This is a genomic window from Streptomyces sp. NBC_01571, from assembly GCF_026339875.1.
In the GTDB taxonomy this organism is placed as follows: Bacteria; Actinomycetota; Actinomycetes; order Streptomycetales; family Streptomycetaceae; genus Streptomyces.
In genome coordinates this window covers 5,493,282-5,508,193 of the sequence record NZ_JAPEPZ010000001.1, presented here as the reverse complement: position 1 = coordinate 5,508,193, position 14,912 = coordinate 5,493,282, and the positions used below count along the sequence as shown (strand labels likewise).

Sequence of the window (14,912 nt, the reverse complement as noted above, 5' to 3'; positions counted from 1 at the left end):
GCCACTCGTAGAAGCTTCCGCGGAACGACCGACGGGGCCCGGCTTCACGCCGGGCCCCGTCCCCGTAACCCTCCCCGCCTCTAATCGGCGTGAGTCGGCCTTCGCCGGGCCAGTAGGATTTCGACCATGGCGGCCACTGGATCCGAGAAGCAGGGTGAGAAGGCGTACTACGTCTCCACCCCGATTTATTACGTCAACGACGCTCCTCACCTGGGCCACGCCTACACGACCGTCGCCGGCGACGTGCTCACGCGCTGGCACCGTCAGCGCGGCGAGACGGTGTGGTATCTCACCGGCACCGACGAGCACGGTCAGAAGATCATGCGCACCGCCGAGGCCAACGGCGTCAGCCCGCAGGAGTGGTGCGACAAGCTGGTCGAGGAGGCATGGAAGCCTCTCTGGGAGCACCTCGGGATCGCGAACGACGACTTCATCCGCACGACGGAGAAGCGCCACACGGACCGTGTCCAGGAGTTCGTCCAGGATCTCCACGACAAGGGTGAGATCTACAAGGGCGGGTACCAAGGCCCGTACTGCGTGGGCTGCGAGGAGTACAAGCTCCCCGGCGACCTCATCGAAGCCGAGGACGGCACGAAACTGTGTGCCATCCACAAGAAGCCGGTGGAGCTGCTCCAGGAGGAGAACTACTTCTTCAAACTGAGCGAGTACGGGGACAAGCTCCTCGCCCACTACGAGGCCAACCCGGACTTCATCCAGCCGGAGTCGGCACGCAACGAGGTCGTGAACTTCGTGCGCCAGGGCCTGCAGGACCTCTCCATCTCGCGCTCCACCTTCGACTGGGGCGTCCCGGTTCCCTGGGACGACAAGCACGTCATCTACGTGTGGATCGACGCCCTGCTGAACTACGCGACGGCGGTCGGCTACAACGAGAACCCGGCGAAGTTCGAGAACACCTTCCCTGCCGACGTCCACCTCGTCGGCAAGGACATCCTCCGCTTCCACGCGATCATCTGGCCCGCGATGCTGATGGCGCAGGGACTGCCCCTGCCGGGCAAGGTCGCGGCGAACGGCTGGCTGATGGTCGGTGGCGAGAAGATGTCGAAGTCGAACCTGACGGGCATCAAGCCGCAGGACCTGACCTCCCACTTCGGTGTGGACGCGTACCGCTGGTACTTCCTGCGCGCGATCGCGTTCGGCCAGGACGGCTCGTTCTCCTGGGAGGACTTCTCCGCCCGCTACACGAGCGAGTTGGCGAACGACTACGGCAACCTCGCCTCGCGCGTGGCCGCGATGGTGGGCAAGTACTTCGGCGGCGTGCTGCCCGGGACGACTGCCGCGGGCGACGCGGAGAAGGCGATCCAGGACGGGCTGGCGAAGGCCGTGGCGGAAGCCGACCGGCGGATCGGCGACGACGTGGACTTCCAGGGCGGAATCCTCGCCGTCTTCGACTTCGTCAAGCAGGTCAACGGTTACATCACGGAGCAGGAACCGTGGAAGGTGGCCAAGGACGACTCGCCGGAGGGCCAGGCCCGCCTGGCGACCATCCTCTACACGGCCGCGGAGTCGCTCCGCGCGGTGGCGGTCCTCCTCAACCCGGTCATGCCGGACACCTCTCAGAAGCTCTGGGACTCCCTCGGCGCGGAGGCGTCCCTGGGAGTCCTCGCGGACCAGAAGGTCCAGGAAGCGGGCGAGTGGGGCCGGCTCCGGCCCGGCGCGACGGTCACCAAGGGCGCGGTCCTCTTCCCGCGCCTGGAGGAGAAGCCGAGCGCGTAATGCGCAGGTGAGTACAAGACGGTGCCCCGGGAACGAGCTGTTCGCTCACGGGGCCCCGTCATTCCCACGCTCGTCCTCAGGGCCCGGGCTCGGCCCGCCAGGCGCTCGACCGGCCCGTACGGCGGGCGACGGTCTCGAAGTCCCGGTCGTGGTGGAGCAGCGTCAGGTCCGACACCTCGGCCGTGGCGGCGATGAGCAGGTCGACCGGTCCGGCCGAGCGGTGCTCACCGTTGTCGGTGAGGAGTTGCTGGACCTCGCGAGCGCGCTGACAAATGCCGTCGGGCACCAGGGTCCAGCTGAACAGCTGCCGCAACTCCTCCTCGACGCCTTCGCGGTCCGCTCGCCCGCGAGGGGAGAAGAGGATCTCCGACTCGGTCAGATCGCACAGCGCCCGTTGTCGAGCGCCTGCCCCCAGTCCTCGTCGTACGCATCGCTGCTGAGCAGACGCACGGCGGCCGAGATGTCGATCAGGTACGAGACATCACTCATCGAGCGTCCGCCCGCCGACCCGGAGGGACGAGCGTTCCCGATCGTCCCGGTCGACTACGATTTCAAGGTTCGTACGACGACCCGGCGGTACAGCCGGAATCGACATCCGTCACCCCACGTAGCGACCTGGGAGCATTCCGCGATGGCTCGACACCTCATCACCAGCGCCCTTCCGTACATCAACGGGATCAAGCACCTGGGCAACATGGTGGGGTCCATGCTCCCGGCGGACGTGTACTCCCGCTACCTCCGCCAGCGCGGCCACGACGTGCTGTACATCTGCGCGACGGACGAGCACGGCACCCCGGCCGAGCTGGCGGCGAAGGAGCGGGGCATCCCGGTCGACACGTTCTGCGCGCAGGCGCACGACGCGCAGAAGGCGGTCTACGACGGCTTCGAGCTGGCCTTCGACTACTTCGGCCGCAGCTCCAGCGGGCAGAACCGCGAGATCACCCAGCACTTCGCCCGCCGTCTGAACGAGAACGGCTTCATCGAGGAGCGCGCGATCCGTCAGGTGTACTCGCCGACGGACGGCCGCTTCCTCCCGGACCGCTATGTCGAGGGCACCTGCCCGCACTGCGGTTACGACAAGGCGCGCGGCGACCAGTGCGAGAACTGCACGCGCGTCCTGGACCCGACCGACCTGATCAACCCGCGTTCGGCGATCTCCGGCTCGACGGACCTGGAGGTCCGCGAGACGAAGCACCTCTTCCTGCTCCAGTCGAAGCTGCAGCACGAGGTCGAGGCCTGGGTCTCCCGGCACGAGGAGGAGTGGCCGCAGCTTGCCTCCTCCATCGCCCGCAAGTGGCTGACCGAGGGTCTGCACGACCGCGCGATCACCCGTGACCTCGACTGGGGCGTCCCGGTCCCCGCCGACACCTGGCCGGAGCTGGCGGCCGAGGGCAAGGTCTTCTACGTCTGGTTCGACGCCCCGATCGAGTACATCGGCGCGACGAAGGAGTGGGCGGACGCGGCGCCCGCCGGCGAGACCCGCGACTGGAAGTCCTGGTGGTACGAGGCCGACGACACGGTCCGCTACACGGAGTTCATGGCGAAGGACAACGTCCCGTTCCACACGGTGATGTTCCCGGCCACCGAACTCGGTGTCCGCGAGCCGTGGAAGAAGGTCGACTACGTCAAGGCCTTCAACTGGCTGACGTACTACGGCGGGAAGTTCTCCACGTCGCAGAAGCGCGGTGTCTTCACCGACCACGCGCTCGACATCCTCCCCGCGGACTACTGGCGCTACTTCCTCATCGCCAACGCCCCCGAGTCGGACGACTCGTCCTTCACCTGGGAGCACTTCACCGCCACGGTCAACAAGGACCTCGCCGACACCCTCGGCAACTTCGTCAACCGCGTCCTGTCCTTCTCCAGGAAGCGCTTCGGCGAGGAGGTCCCGGCAGGCGCGGCGGCCGGCGAGGCGGAGGCGAAGCTCGGCGAGGAGATCGCCGGTCTGCTGGCCGAGTACGAGACCCAGATGGAGGCGCTCCAGTTCCGCAAGGCGGCGGCGGCGCTGCGTGCCCTGTGGTCGGCGGGCAACTCCTACCTGGAGGAGAAGGCCCCCTGGCTGGAGATCAAGACCGACCCCGACGGCGCGGCCCTGACCCTGCGCACGGCGATGAACCTGATCCACCTCTACTCGGTGGTGTCGGAGCCCTTCATCCCCGCCTCCGCCAAGGCGATGCGCTCCGCGTTCGCGCTGGCGGACGACACGGCGACGTGGGTGTCCGCGGCCGAGGCGAAGTCCCTGGACGCCGTGCCGGCGGGCACCGCGTTCACCGTGCCCCCGGTGCTCTTCGCCAAGATCACGGACGAGGACCTGGAGTCGTACAAGGAGCGTTTCGGCGGCGCTCCGGAGTAGTCCGGACACCAGCGGCGGGGCCCGGCGTCACTCGGCGCCGGGCCCCGCTGCCGTGTCCGACGGCCGGAAACCGACCCCGATGGTGACATGCCCGCGCCCACCCGTATGGTTTCGCCATGGCAGTCCCTCCGGTCATCCCGATCGCCTACGAGCCGAAGTCCCGCACCGAGACCATAGGTCACTACGCGGATGGCCAGTTCCTGGCGTCGGTCACCTACGCATTCCCCGAGGGGTACCGGCCCGACGACGGCTGGGAAGAGCACAAGCGCCTCTACACGGCGCTGCACACCTTCGACCCCCAGGGCCACTACCGCGACTCCGAGATCTGGTGCGCGGGCAGCTGGGCCGAGCAGCAACTGACCCCGGACGGTGAGGGTTCGGTCCTCTCCCGGGCCAGGGCCCACCTGGCGAAACTCCTGCGGAGTCTGCCCCGGCGCTCCTACACGGACATCGCGGTCCGCCCCTTCCAACTCACCGTCGACGGCGTGCTCTTCGGCCTGGTGATCAAGGAGGACGAGGAGGAGACCTGGGCCGAGCTCTACCCCGACCGCCTCGGCTTCGCCGACCCGTGGGACGGCACGTACGACACCTGAGTCCCGCGTGCAGCCAGAAGCCGTCCGAGTCGGGGGCAAAGTCCGGGGCAAAGTCCGGGGCAAAGTCGAGGGCGGAGCCGAGGACCGCGCCGACCAGACCCCCGCCTGAACCTTCGAAGGCGACCGCCGAAGTCCCGCCGCATCCGGGCGCGTCCGGAACGGTCCCGGTCCGATCAGCCCGCACCGGCCTGCCTACCCTGGCTTGGTGATCACCACTTCGTCGGTCCTCGGACAGTTCGATCTCTGCGCGGACCGGGCGGCGTTCCCCGATCTCGACAACGGCTACTACCACCCGGTCGACGCGCGGATCCATGTGCTCGGCGACGGTTCGCGCTGGGCCCTGGTCGCCGAGCTGCTCGGCTACAACCCGCGCGGCGGCAACCTCATCGACGTCGTGCACCGCTTCGGCAACTGCCTCACCCGCGGTGAGCCCGGGTTCGGCGCCTTCCTGGACCGCGTGGACAACATGGCGGAGATCGACCCCGAAGGCGCGGAGGTCTACGCCGGAGGGGCCCCCGTGGTCGTCCGGGGGACCCCCCTCACGGTCGGCGCCCACGCCGGCACCCCGCTGCAGGACGTGTTCCGCCTGCTGGCCCCGGAGAACAAGCAGCTTCTCCTGGCCGACGAGACGGAACTCCGCGCCGGCCTCCCCGCCGGCCTGCCCGTACTGCTGCGGCTCGACGAATGGAACCAGCCGGAAGACCTCTGGGACACGCTGCCCAGCGCCCACGAGACCTTCCGGATGATCGCCGAGGTGCTGACTTCCTCGAACGCGGCCCGGTACCGGCCGACGCTCCCGCCCAACACGCACTGGTCCCACTGGCCCGACGCCGGAACGCTCTGACGGGTTCCGGACACCGTTCAGGCGGACCGCCGCTCCACCTGCGACGATGACCTCACGTCGGGTCAAGTCCCGTTGCTGCGCGGGTTCTTGTCTCTCAGTCATGGGCAGCGACGCCAAGGACGCCGCCTGTGAGCACCATGGGTGCGGACTGTGGTTTCACCCGGCACGCAGAAGTGGCCCGGAACCGACGACGGTTCCGGGCCACTCCGCGGACTGGGCCTACTTCGGCTGCGGCTTGCGCACCGAGATGTGCAGCTCCCGCAGGCGGGTCTCGTCCAGCTCCGTCGGCGCGCCCATCATCAGGTCCTGCGCGTTGCCGTTCAGCGGGAACGCGATGGTCTCGCGGATGTTCGGCTCGTCCGCGAGGAGCATGACGATGCGGTCGACGCCCGGGGCGATCCCGCCGTGCGGCGGGGCGCCGAAGCGGAAGGCGCGGAGCATGCCGGCGAACTGCTCCTCGACGGTCTCACGGTCGTAGCCCGCGATCTCGAAGGCCTTGAGCATGATGTCGGGCTCGTGGTTCCGGATCGCGCCGGAGGACAGCTCGACGCCGTTGCAGACGATGTCGTACTGCCAGCCCAGGATGTCCAGCGGGTCCTGGGTCTCCAGGGCCTCCAGGCCACCCTGGGGCATCGAGAACGGGTTGTGCGAGAAGTCGATCTTCCCGGTGTCCTCGTCCTTCTCGTACATCGGGAAGTCGACGATCCAGCAGAACCGGAAGACGTTCTCCTCGAAGTTGCCCGAGCGCTTCGCGGCCTCGACCCGCACCGCGCCCATGATCTTCGAGACCTCGTCGAACTCGCCCGCGCCGAAGAACACCGCGTGGCCGGGGGCCAGCGACAGCCGCTTCGTCAGCTCCGCCACGTTCTCGTCGGTCAGGAACTTGGCGATCGGGCCCGTCAGCGAGCCGTCCTCGCCCACCCGCACCCAGGCCAGGCCCTTCGCGCCCTGCTCGACCGCGTAGTCGCCGAGGCCGTCGAAGAACTTCCGCGTCTGGCCGGAGACGTCCGGCACCGGCAGCGCGCGCACGTGCTTGCCGGCGAAGGCCTTGAACTCCGAGCCCGCGAAGATGTCGGTGATGTCGACCAGCTCCAGCTGGGCCCGCAGGTCCGGCTTGTCGGAGCCGTACTTCAGCATCGACTCACGGAACGGGATCCGCGGGAAGGGCGAGGTGACGTGGCGGTCACCGCCGAACTCCTCGAAGAGCTCCGTCATCAGCTTCTCGATCGGCTGGAAGACGTCCTCCTGCTCGACGAAGGACATCTCCACGTCGAGCTGGTAGAACTCGCCCGGCGAGCGGTCCGCACGCGCGTCCTCGTCGCGGAAACAGGGCGCGATCTGGAAGTAGCGGTCGAAGCCGGAGATCATCAGCAGCTGCTTGAACTGCTGTGGGGCCTGCGGCAGCGCGTAGAACCGGCCCGGGTTGAGGCGCGACGGCACGACGAAGTCGCGGGCACCCTCCGGGGAGGTGGCGCTGAGGATCGGCGTCGCCATCTCGTTGAAGCCCAGCGCCGTCATCTTGTGACGGATCGCGGAGATCACGGCCGTACGCAGCAGGATGTTGCGGTGCATGCGCTCGCGGCGCAGGTCGAGGAAGCGGTACTCCAGGCGCCGCTCCTCGTTGACGCCGTCCTCGGCGTTGATGGTGAACGGGAGCGGAGCGGCCGCGCCGAGCAGCTCGACGTCGCTCACCTCGACCTCGACCTCGCCGGTGGGCAGGTCGGGGTTGACGTTCTCCGCGCCGCGGGAGACGACCCTGCCGTCGACGCGGACCGTCGACTCCTTGGAGACCTTGTCGAGGGCCTCGTAGGCGGGGGTGCCGGGGCGGGCGACGAGCTGCGTGATGCCGTAGTGATCACGCAGATCGATGAAGAGGATGCCGCCCAGGTCTCGGCGATTGTGCAGCCAGCCGCTCAGCCGGACGTCGCTGTCGACGTCAGAGGCGCGGAGCTCGCCGCAGGTGTGGGACCTGTACCGATGCATCGTCGTTCATCCAGTCTTCGCGGATCGGGGTCTGTTTCACGTGAAACTTCCGGGCGCGGGCCCGGACCCCCCAAGGGTACCGGCCACCCAAAGATCGCCACTCCGAATACTCTCGGTGGCACCCACCGATCACCTCTTCATAGAGTGGTTCAATGCGCACTGGTGAGCCCCTGCCCGCCGTGGGGGACGTCCTGGCCGCCCTCGCGACCGGCCTGTGGCGCTGGGACAACGCTCAGGGGCTGGTCACCCTCGACGCGGAGGCCGCCCGCCTCCTCGGCCTGCCCGCGGAGGCGGTGACGCTCACCGAGGCCGCCGTGCGTGCCCGGTTCCACCCGGCCGACTGGAACGAGGTCGCCGGCGTCGTACAGCTCGCCGTCGCCGAGGACACACTCGCCGAGGTGCGGTTGCGGGTCATGGACGAACACGGCCGGCTGCTGCGGACCGCCCGCAGCCGCTCCAAGCCGACGATCGACCCGGAGAGCGGGGAGTTCCGCCTGTTCGGCACCCTCCAGGAGGTCACCGAACCCTCTCCCGGCGCCGCCGCGCGCACCCCGGTCACGGGTGACTGGCGCCGTTCGCGGGAGGCGTTCCTGCTGGACGCGGGGCGGGCCCTGGCCGAGGCCCGGTCGACGGCCGAGGTGCTGCGGGTCGCGGCCGGCCTGTCGATGCCCGGGTTCTCGCCGGACGGGCTGGCCGTCTTCGGCGCCGAGGGCGACCGGCTCACCGTCGTCGGGCACCACGGACAGCAGCCCGGGGACGAGGGCCCCTTCACCCATATGTCGCTGGCCACGGACTATCCGGCGGCGGAGGTGGTCCGCACGGGCCGGGCCGTCTACCTCTCCTCCCCCGAGAGCTACAAGGAGCGCTATCCCGTCTCCTGGCCGCTGGCCCAGCACTTCGGCCGGGAGTCCTGGGCCTTTCTCCCCCTGACCGTCTCGGGCCGCACGATGGGCGCGTGGATGGCGGCCTTCATGTACCCCGTCCGCTTCACGCCGGACGAACGCTCGGTGCTGACGACCGTCGCCCGGATGCTCGCGCAGGCCCTCTCCCGGGCGGGGGCCGCCGAGACGGAACGGGAGCTCACGGACGGTCTGCAGCGCTCGATGATGCCCACGCTGGGCCCGCGGATGCCGGGCATGGGCCTCGCCGCGCGCTACGTCCCCACCGGCGGCGGTCTCCAGGTGGGCGGCGACTGGTACGACGTGATCCCGCTGCCGACCGGCCGCTTCGCGCTCGTCATCGGCGACGTCCAGGGCCACGACGTGCGCGCCGCCGGGCTGATGGGCCAGCTCCGCATCGCCCTGCGCGCGTACGCCTCCGAGGGCCATCGCCCGGACGCGGTCCTCTCCCGGGCGTCACGGTTCCTGTACGGGGTCACGGACTCGGTGACGTACGGCTCCAGCGGGCAGAGCGGCGGCAGAACCCCGGACGTCCGCTTCGCGACCTGTCTGTACGTCGAGGTGGACCCGGCGACCGGGCTGCTGGACTTCGCCCGCGCGGGCCATCCGGACCCGGCGATACGCATGGCCGACGGGACGGTGCTGATGCGCCCCACGGCGGGCGGACTGCCGCTCGGCATCGATCCGGACGCCGACTACCCGACGACCCGGCTCGGCCTGGAGCCGGGTGAGACCATGCTGATCTGCACCGACGGACTGATCGAGACCGGCGGCCACGACCTCGACACCGGCTGGCGGCGCATCCGGCGGATCCTGGAGTCCCACGACGGCGACCTGGAGGAACTGGCCGACGCTCTGGTCCAGGGCGTGCACGGGCCCTCCTCGCACCACACCCCGGGACCGCTGGCCGACCGGCGCGAGGACGACATCGCGCTGGTGCTGCTGTCCCGCCAGGGCGTGGGCCGGGACGACACGGTCGCGGCGGCCCCGCCGACGACCCGCCGTACCGCGCTGACCGTGGCGCAGACCGAGCCCGAGCGGATCGCGGACGCCCGCCAGCAGGTGCGCGAGCTGCTGCACGACTGGGGCTCGGAGGACCAGCGCGACTCGGCGGTCCTTCTCGTCTCCGAGATTCTGACCAACGTCCACGTGCACACCGACGACGACGCGCTGCTGGTCGCCGAGGTCACCGGCGAGTCGGGCGACCGCCGGATGCGGGTGGAGGTCACGGACGCGAGCGACGACCTGCCGCACCGGCGCCATCCCGGTGAACTGGCGTCCTCCGGTCGGGGACTGGTGCTCGTGGAGATCCTCGCGGAGGCGTGGGGCGTCGACCCGCGCGGCGAGGGCAAGAGCATCTGGTTCGAGTTCTACGAGTCGTCCACGACCAAGCCCGACGAGTAGCGCTCGCGCAGCTCCGAGATCACCCCGAAGGCGGCCGCCGTCAGCGGTACGGAGAACAGCATCCCCAGGATCCCCGCGACGGACGCGCCCGCCGTGATCGCCAGCAGCACGACCGCCGGATGCATCTGCACGGTGCGGCTCTGGATCATCGGCTGCAGCACGTGCCCTTCCAGCACCTGCACGGCGAGGACGACCCCGAGCGCCCACAGCGCGATCACCAGCCCCCGGTCGGCGAGCGCGACCAGCACCGCCACCGCGCCGGAGATGAACGCGCCCAGGTAGGGGATGTACGCGCCCACGAAGACGAGCGCGCCGAGGCCGACCGCACCCGGGACGCCCAGGATCAGCAGCCCGACGGTGATGCACAGAGCGTCGATCAGGGCGATGAGGGTGGTCCCGCGCATGAAGCCCTCGACGGCTCCGAAGGCGCGGCGCGCCATGGCCTCCAGGATGTCGGCGGTGCCGTGGGGCGCGAGCGAGCGCACCAGGCCGGTGGCGCGGTGGGAGTCGCGGAGGAAGAAGAAGACGAGCAGCAGGGCCAGTAGGGCCACGGCGATGCTCTCGCCGACCACGCTGACCCCGCTGATGACGTTGGACGCGGCCGTCCCGCCGAACTTGGTCAGCAGTTCCCTGGAGTGCGAGGTGAGGTCGTCGAGGGAGGTGCCCGGCGCGCCGAAGTGCTCGGCGACGGACCGCGCGGCCTGTTTGAGCGAGGCCAGGATCTGGTCCCCGGTGTCGATGAGCGCGGCGACGACGATGTAGACCGCCCCGCCCACCACCACGACGACCGCGACACAGGTGAGCCCCGCGGCCAGTGACCGGTGGACCCGCATGTGCACCAGCCGCCGGTACAGCGGCCGCAGCAGCGCGGTGCCCAGCAGCGCGAGCAGCACCGGCACGACCGCCGTCCGCAGCTCCTCGCACAGCCGGATCCCGACCCACGCCACACCGGCGACGAGCAGGATCACGGCACACCAGGCCGCCAGCCGCCGGACGCCCTCGGAGAGTAGCTGCACGGCTCCACCCGACCACGCGAAGGGCGGGCCGTCCTCTCGGAACGGCCCGCCCGGGTGACGCGGTGTCAGACGCGCGTGGTCGCGCGGGCGTACGGCGTCGGGATCGTACGGCGTGGGAGCCGTGCGGTCCTACAGTCCGCGCTCGGACATTCCGTGCACCGCCGGGATGGTGCCCAGGCGGCCCTTCTGGAAGTCCTCGACGGCCTGCTGCAGCTCCTCGCGGGTGTTCATCACGAAGGGGCCGTAGTGGGCCATGGGCTCACGGATCGGCTGTCCGCCGAGGAGGACGACCTCCAGGTCCGGGGTGTTCGCGTCCTGCTTCTCGTCCGCGCGGACGGTCAGCGAGCCGCCCGCGCCGAAGACCGCGGTCTGGCCGGTGTGGACCGGACGGCGCTCCGTGCCGACGCTGCCGCGTCCGGCGAGGACGTAGGCGAGACCGTTGAAGTCCTCGCGCCAGGGGAGGGTGAGCTCCGCGCCGGGCGCAACGGTCGCGTGGACCATGGTGATCGGCGTGTGCGTGACGCCGGGGCCCTCGTGGCCGTCGAGCTCACCGGCGATGACACGCAGCAGCGCGCCGCCGTCGGGGGTGCTCAGCAGCTGGACCGAGCGACCGCGGATGTCCTGGTACCTCGGGGCCATCATCTTGTCCTTGGCCGGGAGGTTCACCCACAGCTGGAGGCCGTGGAAGAGGCCGCCGGACATGACGAGCGACTCCGGCGGGGCCTCGATGTGCAGGAGGCCGGCGCCGGCGGTCATCCACTGGGTGTCCCCGTTGGTGATGGTGCCGCCGCCACCGTTGGAGTCCTGGTGGTCGAAGATCCCGTCGATGATGTAGGTCACGGTCTCGAAGCCGCGGTGCGGGTGCCAGGGGGTGCCCTTGGGCTCTCCCGGCGCGTACTCCACCTCACCCATCTGGTCCATCATGATGAACGGGTCGAGGTGGCGGTAGTTGATCCCGGCGAACGCGCGACGGACCGGAAATCCCTCGCCCTCGAAGCCGCTGGGCGCGGTCGTCACGGTGAGCACGGGACGGGCCACGGCGTCGGCCGGCGCCACCACACGGGGAAGGGTCAGCGGGTTTTCGACGGTCACTGCAGGCATGTCGGTACCTCCTTGTGCTTCGAGTTTAGTTGATTGTTGAACTTTCTGCCACCCGTAACGACGGACGCCCGGAGGGAATTCCCTCCGGGCGTCCGCGGTGATCGGCGAGCGGGCAGGACTAGCCGTACATACGGCGCATGGCGAAGTCCACCATCTGTTCCACGGCCTTCGCGTCGAAGACCATGCGGTGCTCACCCTCCATGTCGAGCACGAAGCCGTAGCCGGTGGGGAGCAGGTCGATCACCTCCGCACCGGTGATCACGAAGAACTTGGACTCCTTGCCGGCGTACCGGCGCAGCTCCTTGAGCGAGCTGAACATGGGGATGACCGGCTGCTGGGTGTTGTGGAGCGCCAGGAAACCGGGGTTGTCGCCGCGCGGGCAGTAGACCTTCGAGGTGGCGAAGACCTGCTGGAAGTCCTCCGCGGACAGCGATCCCGTCGTGAAGGCGCGGACCGCGTCCGCCAGCGACGGCGGGGACGGCTCGGGATAGAGCGGCGGCTGCTGGCCGTAGCCGCCGGGCATCTGCTGCTGCGGCTGGGCGTACTGCTGCTGCTGAGCGCCCGCGTTCTGGTCGTAGCCGTACATGGGCCAAAGACTAGTCGGCGCGGCCTCCGGGGGAGTCACGGACGGCGTATCCCCGTCCCGGCCACCGGCGGCACCCGTCCACCGGCGCCCCCGACCCGCGTCACGGGCGGCACTGTCCGCCCGCGTCCGGCCCGAGTCCCACCTGCGTCGGGCTGAAGTCCCGTTAGAGCCTCGTCACATAGGGACCGTCAGGGGTTGATTCTTATTACCGACGGGTAGCATCATCGTAGCTACTTGCTGGTACGTGTAACGAGGCTGCGAGTCCTCTGCCTCCCCGAACCCTTACGGAGCCGTCGCCATGGGGCACTACAAGTCGAATCTCCGCGACATCGAGTTCAACCTCTTCGAGGTGCTCGGGCGCGACAAGCTGTACGGCACCGGACCGTTCGCGGAGATGGACACGGACACCGCCAAGAGCATCCTCGAGGAGCTCACGCGCCTCTCGGAGAACGAGCTGGCCGCGTCCTTCGCCGACGCCGACCGCAACCCTCCCGTCTTCGACCCCGAGACCAACACCGCTCCGGTCCCGGCTTCCTTCAAGAAGTCGTACCAGGCGTTCATGGACTCCGAGTACTGGCGTCTGGGCCTGCCCGAGGAGATCGGCGGCTCCACCGCTCCCCGCTCCCTCATCTGGGCCTACGCGGAGCTGGTGCTCGGCGCCAACCCGGCCGTCTGGATGTACTCCTCGGGCCCGGCCTTCGCCGGCATCCTCTTCGAGGAGGGCACGGAGGTCCAGAAGCACATCGCGAAGATCGCCGTCGACAAGCAGTGGGGCTCCACCATGGTCCTCACCGAGCCCGACGCGGGCTCGGACGTCGGCGCCGGCCGCACCAAGGCCGTCCAGCAGGAGGACGGCTCCTGGCACATCGAGGGCGTCAAGCGCTTCATCACGTCCGGTGAGCACGACATGTCGGAGAACATCCTCCACTACGTGCTCGCCCGCCCCGAGGGCGCCGGACCGGGCACCAAGGGCCTCTCCCTCTTCCTCGTCCCGAAGTACGAGTTCGACTTCGAGACCGGCGAGCTGGGCGAGCGCAACGGCGCCTACGCGACGAACGTCGAGCACAAGATGGGCCTCAAGGCGTCCAACACCTGCGAGATGACCTTCGGCGACCGTCACCCGGCCAAGGGCTGGCTGATCGGCGACAAGCACGACGGCATCCGCCAGATGTTCCGCATCATCGAGTTCGCCCGCATGATGGTCGGCACGAAGGCCATCTCGACCCTGTCGACGGGCTACCTGAACGCGCTGGAGTACGCCAAGGAGCGCGTCCAGGGCCCGGACCTCGCGAACTTCATGGACAAGACCGCGCCCAAGGTCACCATCACGCACCACCCGGACGTGCGCCGCTCGCTGATGACGCAGAAGGCGTACGCCGAGGGCATGCGCGCCCTGGTGCTGCACACCGCGGCGATCCAGGACGACATCCAGGTCAAGGAGGCCGCCGGCGAGGACACCGCCGCGCTGGAGGCCCTCAACGACCTGCTCCTGCCGATCGTGAAGGGCTACGGCTCCGAGAAGGGCTACGAGCAGCTCGCCCAGTCCCTGCAGACCTTCGGCGGCTCCGGCTTCCTGCAGGAGTACCCGATCGAGCAGTACATCCGCGACGCCAAGATCGACACCCTGTACGAGGGCACCACCGCGATCCAGGGCCAGGACTTCTTCTTCCGGAAGATCGTCCGCAACCAGGGCGCGGCACTGAACTCGCTCGCCGAGGACATCAAGAAGTTCCTGGCGCTCGCCACCGGCGGCGAGGAGCTGTCCGCGGCCCGCGAGCAGCTCGCCAAGGCGGCCGTCGAGCTGGAGGCCATCGTCGGCCTCATGCTCACCGACCTCGCGGCGACCGAGCAGGACGTCAAGAACATCTACAAGGTGGGCCTGAACACCACCCGCCTCCTCCTCGCCTCCGGTGACGTGGTCGTCGGCTACCTGCTGCTGCGCGGTGCCGCGGTCGCCGCCGAGAAGCTGGAGACGGCGTCGGCGAAGGACAGGCCCTTCTACACGGGCAAGATCGCCGCCGCGAAGTTCTTCGCCGCGAACGTCCTGCCCGGCGTCACCGGCGTGCGCAAGCTGGCCGAGGCCGTGGACCTGGACCTGATGGAGCTGGACGAAGCGGCGTTCTGAGTCCGAGCCCCCTCGGCGACCGCACGGCGCCCACCCGGCGCCCACTCGACGGCCCGCTCCCGGATTCGTTTCCGGGGCGGGCCCGTTCGCGCAGGAAGAGCGGGCGGAACCACCGGGACTGGACACCGGGTGCGGGCGGGGTGCGGGGTGCGGGGTGCCGGGACGGAACGCCGGCACGGGGGCCCAGGCGCTCAGAGGAGCGCAGAGGGGGCGCAGAAAAGGGCGCGTGGGTCCGGATGCGCCGGGGCGTGAAACCTCGGAGACACCCGCGGCG

11 protein-coding genes are annotated in these 14,912 nt (G+C 69.5%); 6 read left to right on the top strand and 5 right to left on the bottom strand.

The window, feature by feature from the left end; translation table 11 throughout:
- The first annotated feature begins 126 nt into the window (after positions 1-126).
- Entirely contained in the window at positions 127-1,734 is a 1,608-nt protein-coding gene (metG, locus tag OHB41_RS24820) for a methionine--tRNA ligase (RefSeq protein ID WP_266700391.1), read from the top strand.
- 76 nt (positions 1,735-1,810) lie between these two features.
- Here metG (OHB41_RS24820) and OHB41_RS24815 read toward each other — a convergent pair whose 3' ends face one another.
- On the bottom strand, positions 1,811-2,098 hold the full coding sequence (locus OHB41_RS24815; protein ID WP_266706099.1) for a PIN domain-containing protein: 288 nt from the start codon (positions 2,096-2,098) through the stop codon (positions 1,811-1,813).
- A gap of 267 nt (positions 2,099-2,365) precedes the next feature.
- On the opposite strand from OHB41_RS24815, the gene metG (OHB41_RS24810) reads away from it, so the two are divergent.
- The 3 genes from metG (OHB41_RS24810) to OHB41_RS24800 all read left to right on the top strand — a co-directional run bounded on the left by metG (OHB41_RS24810) (position 2,366) and on the right by OHB41_RS24800 (position 5,524).
- Positions 2,366-4,087, top strand: coding sequence for a methionine--tRNA ligase (gene metG, locus OHB41_RS24810; RefSeq protein WP_266700390.1), 1,722 nt, complete (start codon positions 2,366-2,368; stop codon positions 4,085-4,087).
- Between the two features lie 116 nt (positions 4,088-4,203).
- Positions 4,204-4,680 carry a hypothetical protein gene (locus OHB41_RS24805; RefSeq protein WP_266700389.1) on the top strand — a complete coding sequence of 159 codons (477 nt, stop codon included), beginning with the start codon at positions 4,204-4,206 and terminating at the stop codon, positions 4,678-4,680.
- 205 nt (positions 4,681-4,885) lie between these two features.
- Complete coding sequence (locus OHB41_RS24800) at positions 4,886-5,524, top strand: DUF7003 family protein (protein ID WP_266700388.1); 639 nt, start codon at positions 4,886-4,888, stop codon at positions 5,522-5,524.
- Positions 5,525-5,743: 219 nt separating this feature from the next.
- Here the strand turns inward: OHB41_RS24800 and aspS are convergent, their stop codons facing one another.
- Positions 5,744-7,507: an aspartate--tRNA ligase gene (gene aspS / locus OHB41_RS24795; RefSeq protein WP_266700387.1), complete on the bottom strand. Its 1,764-nt coding sequence runs from the start codon at positions 7,505-7,507 to the stop codon at positions 5,744-5,746.
- A 152-nt stretch (positions 7,508-7,659) separates the two neighbouring features.
- Between aspS and OHB41_RS24790 the strand changes: the two genes are divergently transcribed.
- On the top strand, positions 7,660-9,810 hold the full coding sequence (locus tag OHB41_RS24790) for an ATP-binding SpoIIE family protein phosphatase (RefSeq protein ID WP_266700386.1): 2,151 nt from the start codon (positions 7,660-7,662) through the stop codon (positions 9,808-9,810).
- On the opposite strand, the gene OHB41_RS24785 is transcribed toward OHB41_RS24790, so the two are convergent.
- The 3 genes from OHB41_RS24785 to OHB41_RS24775 all read right to left on the bottom strand — a co-directional run bounded on the left by OHB41_RS24785 (position 9,777) and on the right by OHB41_RS24775 (position 12,513).
- Positions 9,777-10,826 (bottom strand): AI-2E family transporter, encoded by a 1,050-nt coding sequence (locus OHB41_RS24785; protein WP_266700385.1) that lies wholly within the window; start codon positions 10,824-10,826, stop codon positions 9,777-9,779. The two genes, OHB41_RS24790 and OHB41_RS24785, sit on opposite strands and share 34 nt — an antisense overlap.
- Before the next feature lie 129 nt (positions 10,827-10,955).
- A complete protein-coding gene (locus OHB41_RS24780) occupies positions 10,956-11,927 on the bottom strand; it encodes a pirin family protein (RefSeq protein WP_266700384.1) in 972 nt (323 codons plus the stop codon).
- A gap of 118 nt (positions 11,928-12,045) precedes the next feature.
- Positions 12,046-12,513, bottom strand: a complete 468-nt coding sequence (locus OHB41_RS24775) for an SseB family protein (protein WP_168529151.1) — start codon at positions 12,511-12,513, stop codon at positions 12,046-12,048.
- A 298-nt stretch (positions 12,514-12,811) separates the two neighbouring features.
- Here OHB41_RS24775 and OHB41_RS24770 point away from each other — a divergent pair, with 298 nt between their 5' ends.
- Positions 12,812-14,638, top strand: a complete 1,827-nt coding sequence (locus OHB41_RS24770; RefSeq protein ID WP_266700383.1) for an acyl-CoA dehydrogenase — start codon at positions 12,812-12,814, stop codon at positions 14,636-14,638.
- Positions 14,639-14,912: the final 274 nt, after the last annotated feature.

Coding starts and splice junctions, on each gene's coding strand:
- OHB41_RS24770 (WP_266700383.1), top strand. CDS start 12,812: ATGGGGCACTACAAGTCGAATCTCCGCGACATCGAGTTCAACCTCTTC.
- metG (WP_266700391.1), top strand. CDS start 127: ATGGCGGCCACTGGATCCGAGAAGCAGGGTGAGAAGGCGTACTACGTC.
- OHB41_RS24790 (WP_266700386.1), top strand. CDS start 7,660: ATGCGCACTGGTGAGCCCCTGCCCGCCGTGGGGGACGTCCTGGCCGCC.
- OHB41_RS24775 (WP_168529151.1), bottom strand. CDS start 12,513: ATGTACGGCTACGACCAGAACGCGGGCGCTCAGCAGCAGCAGTACGCC.
- metG (WP_266700390.1), top strand. CDS start 2,366: ATGGCTCGACACCTCATCACCAGCGCCCTTCCGTACATCAACGGGATC.
- OHB41_RS24780 (WP_266700384.1), bottom strand. CDS start 11,927: ATGCCTGCAGTGACCGTCGAAAACCCGCTGACCCTTCCCCGTGTGGTG.
- aspS (WP_266700387.1), bottom strand. CDS start 7,507: ATGCATCGGTACAGGTCCCACACCTGCGGCGAGCTCCGCGCCTCTGAC.
- OHB41_RS24805 (WP_266700389.1), top strand. CDS start 4,204: ATGGCAGTCCCTCCGGTCATCCCGATCGCCTACGAGCCGAAGTCCCGC.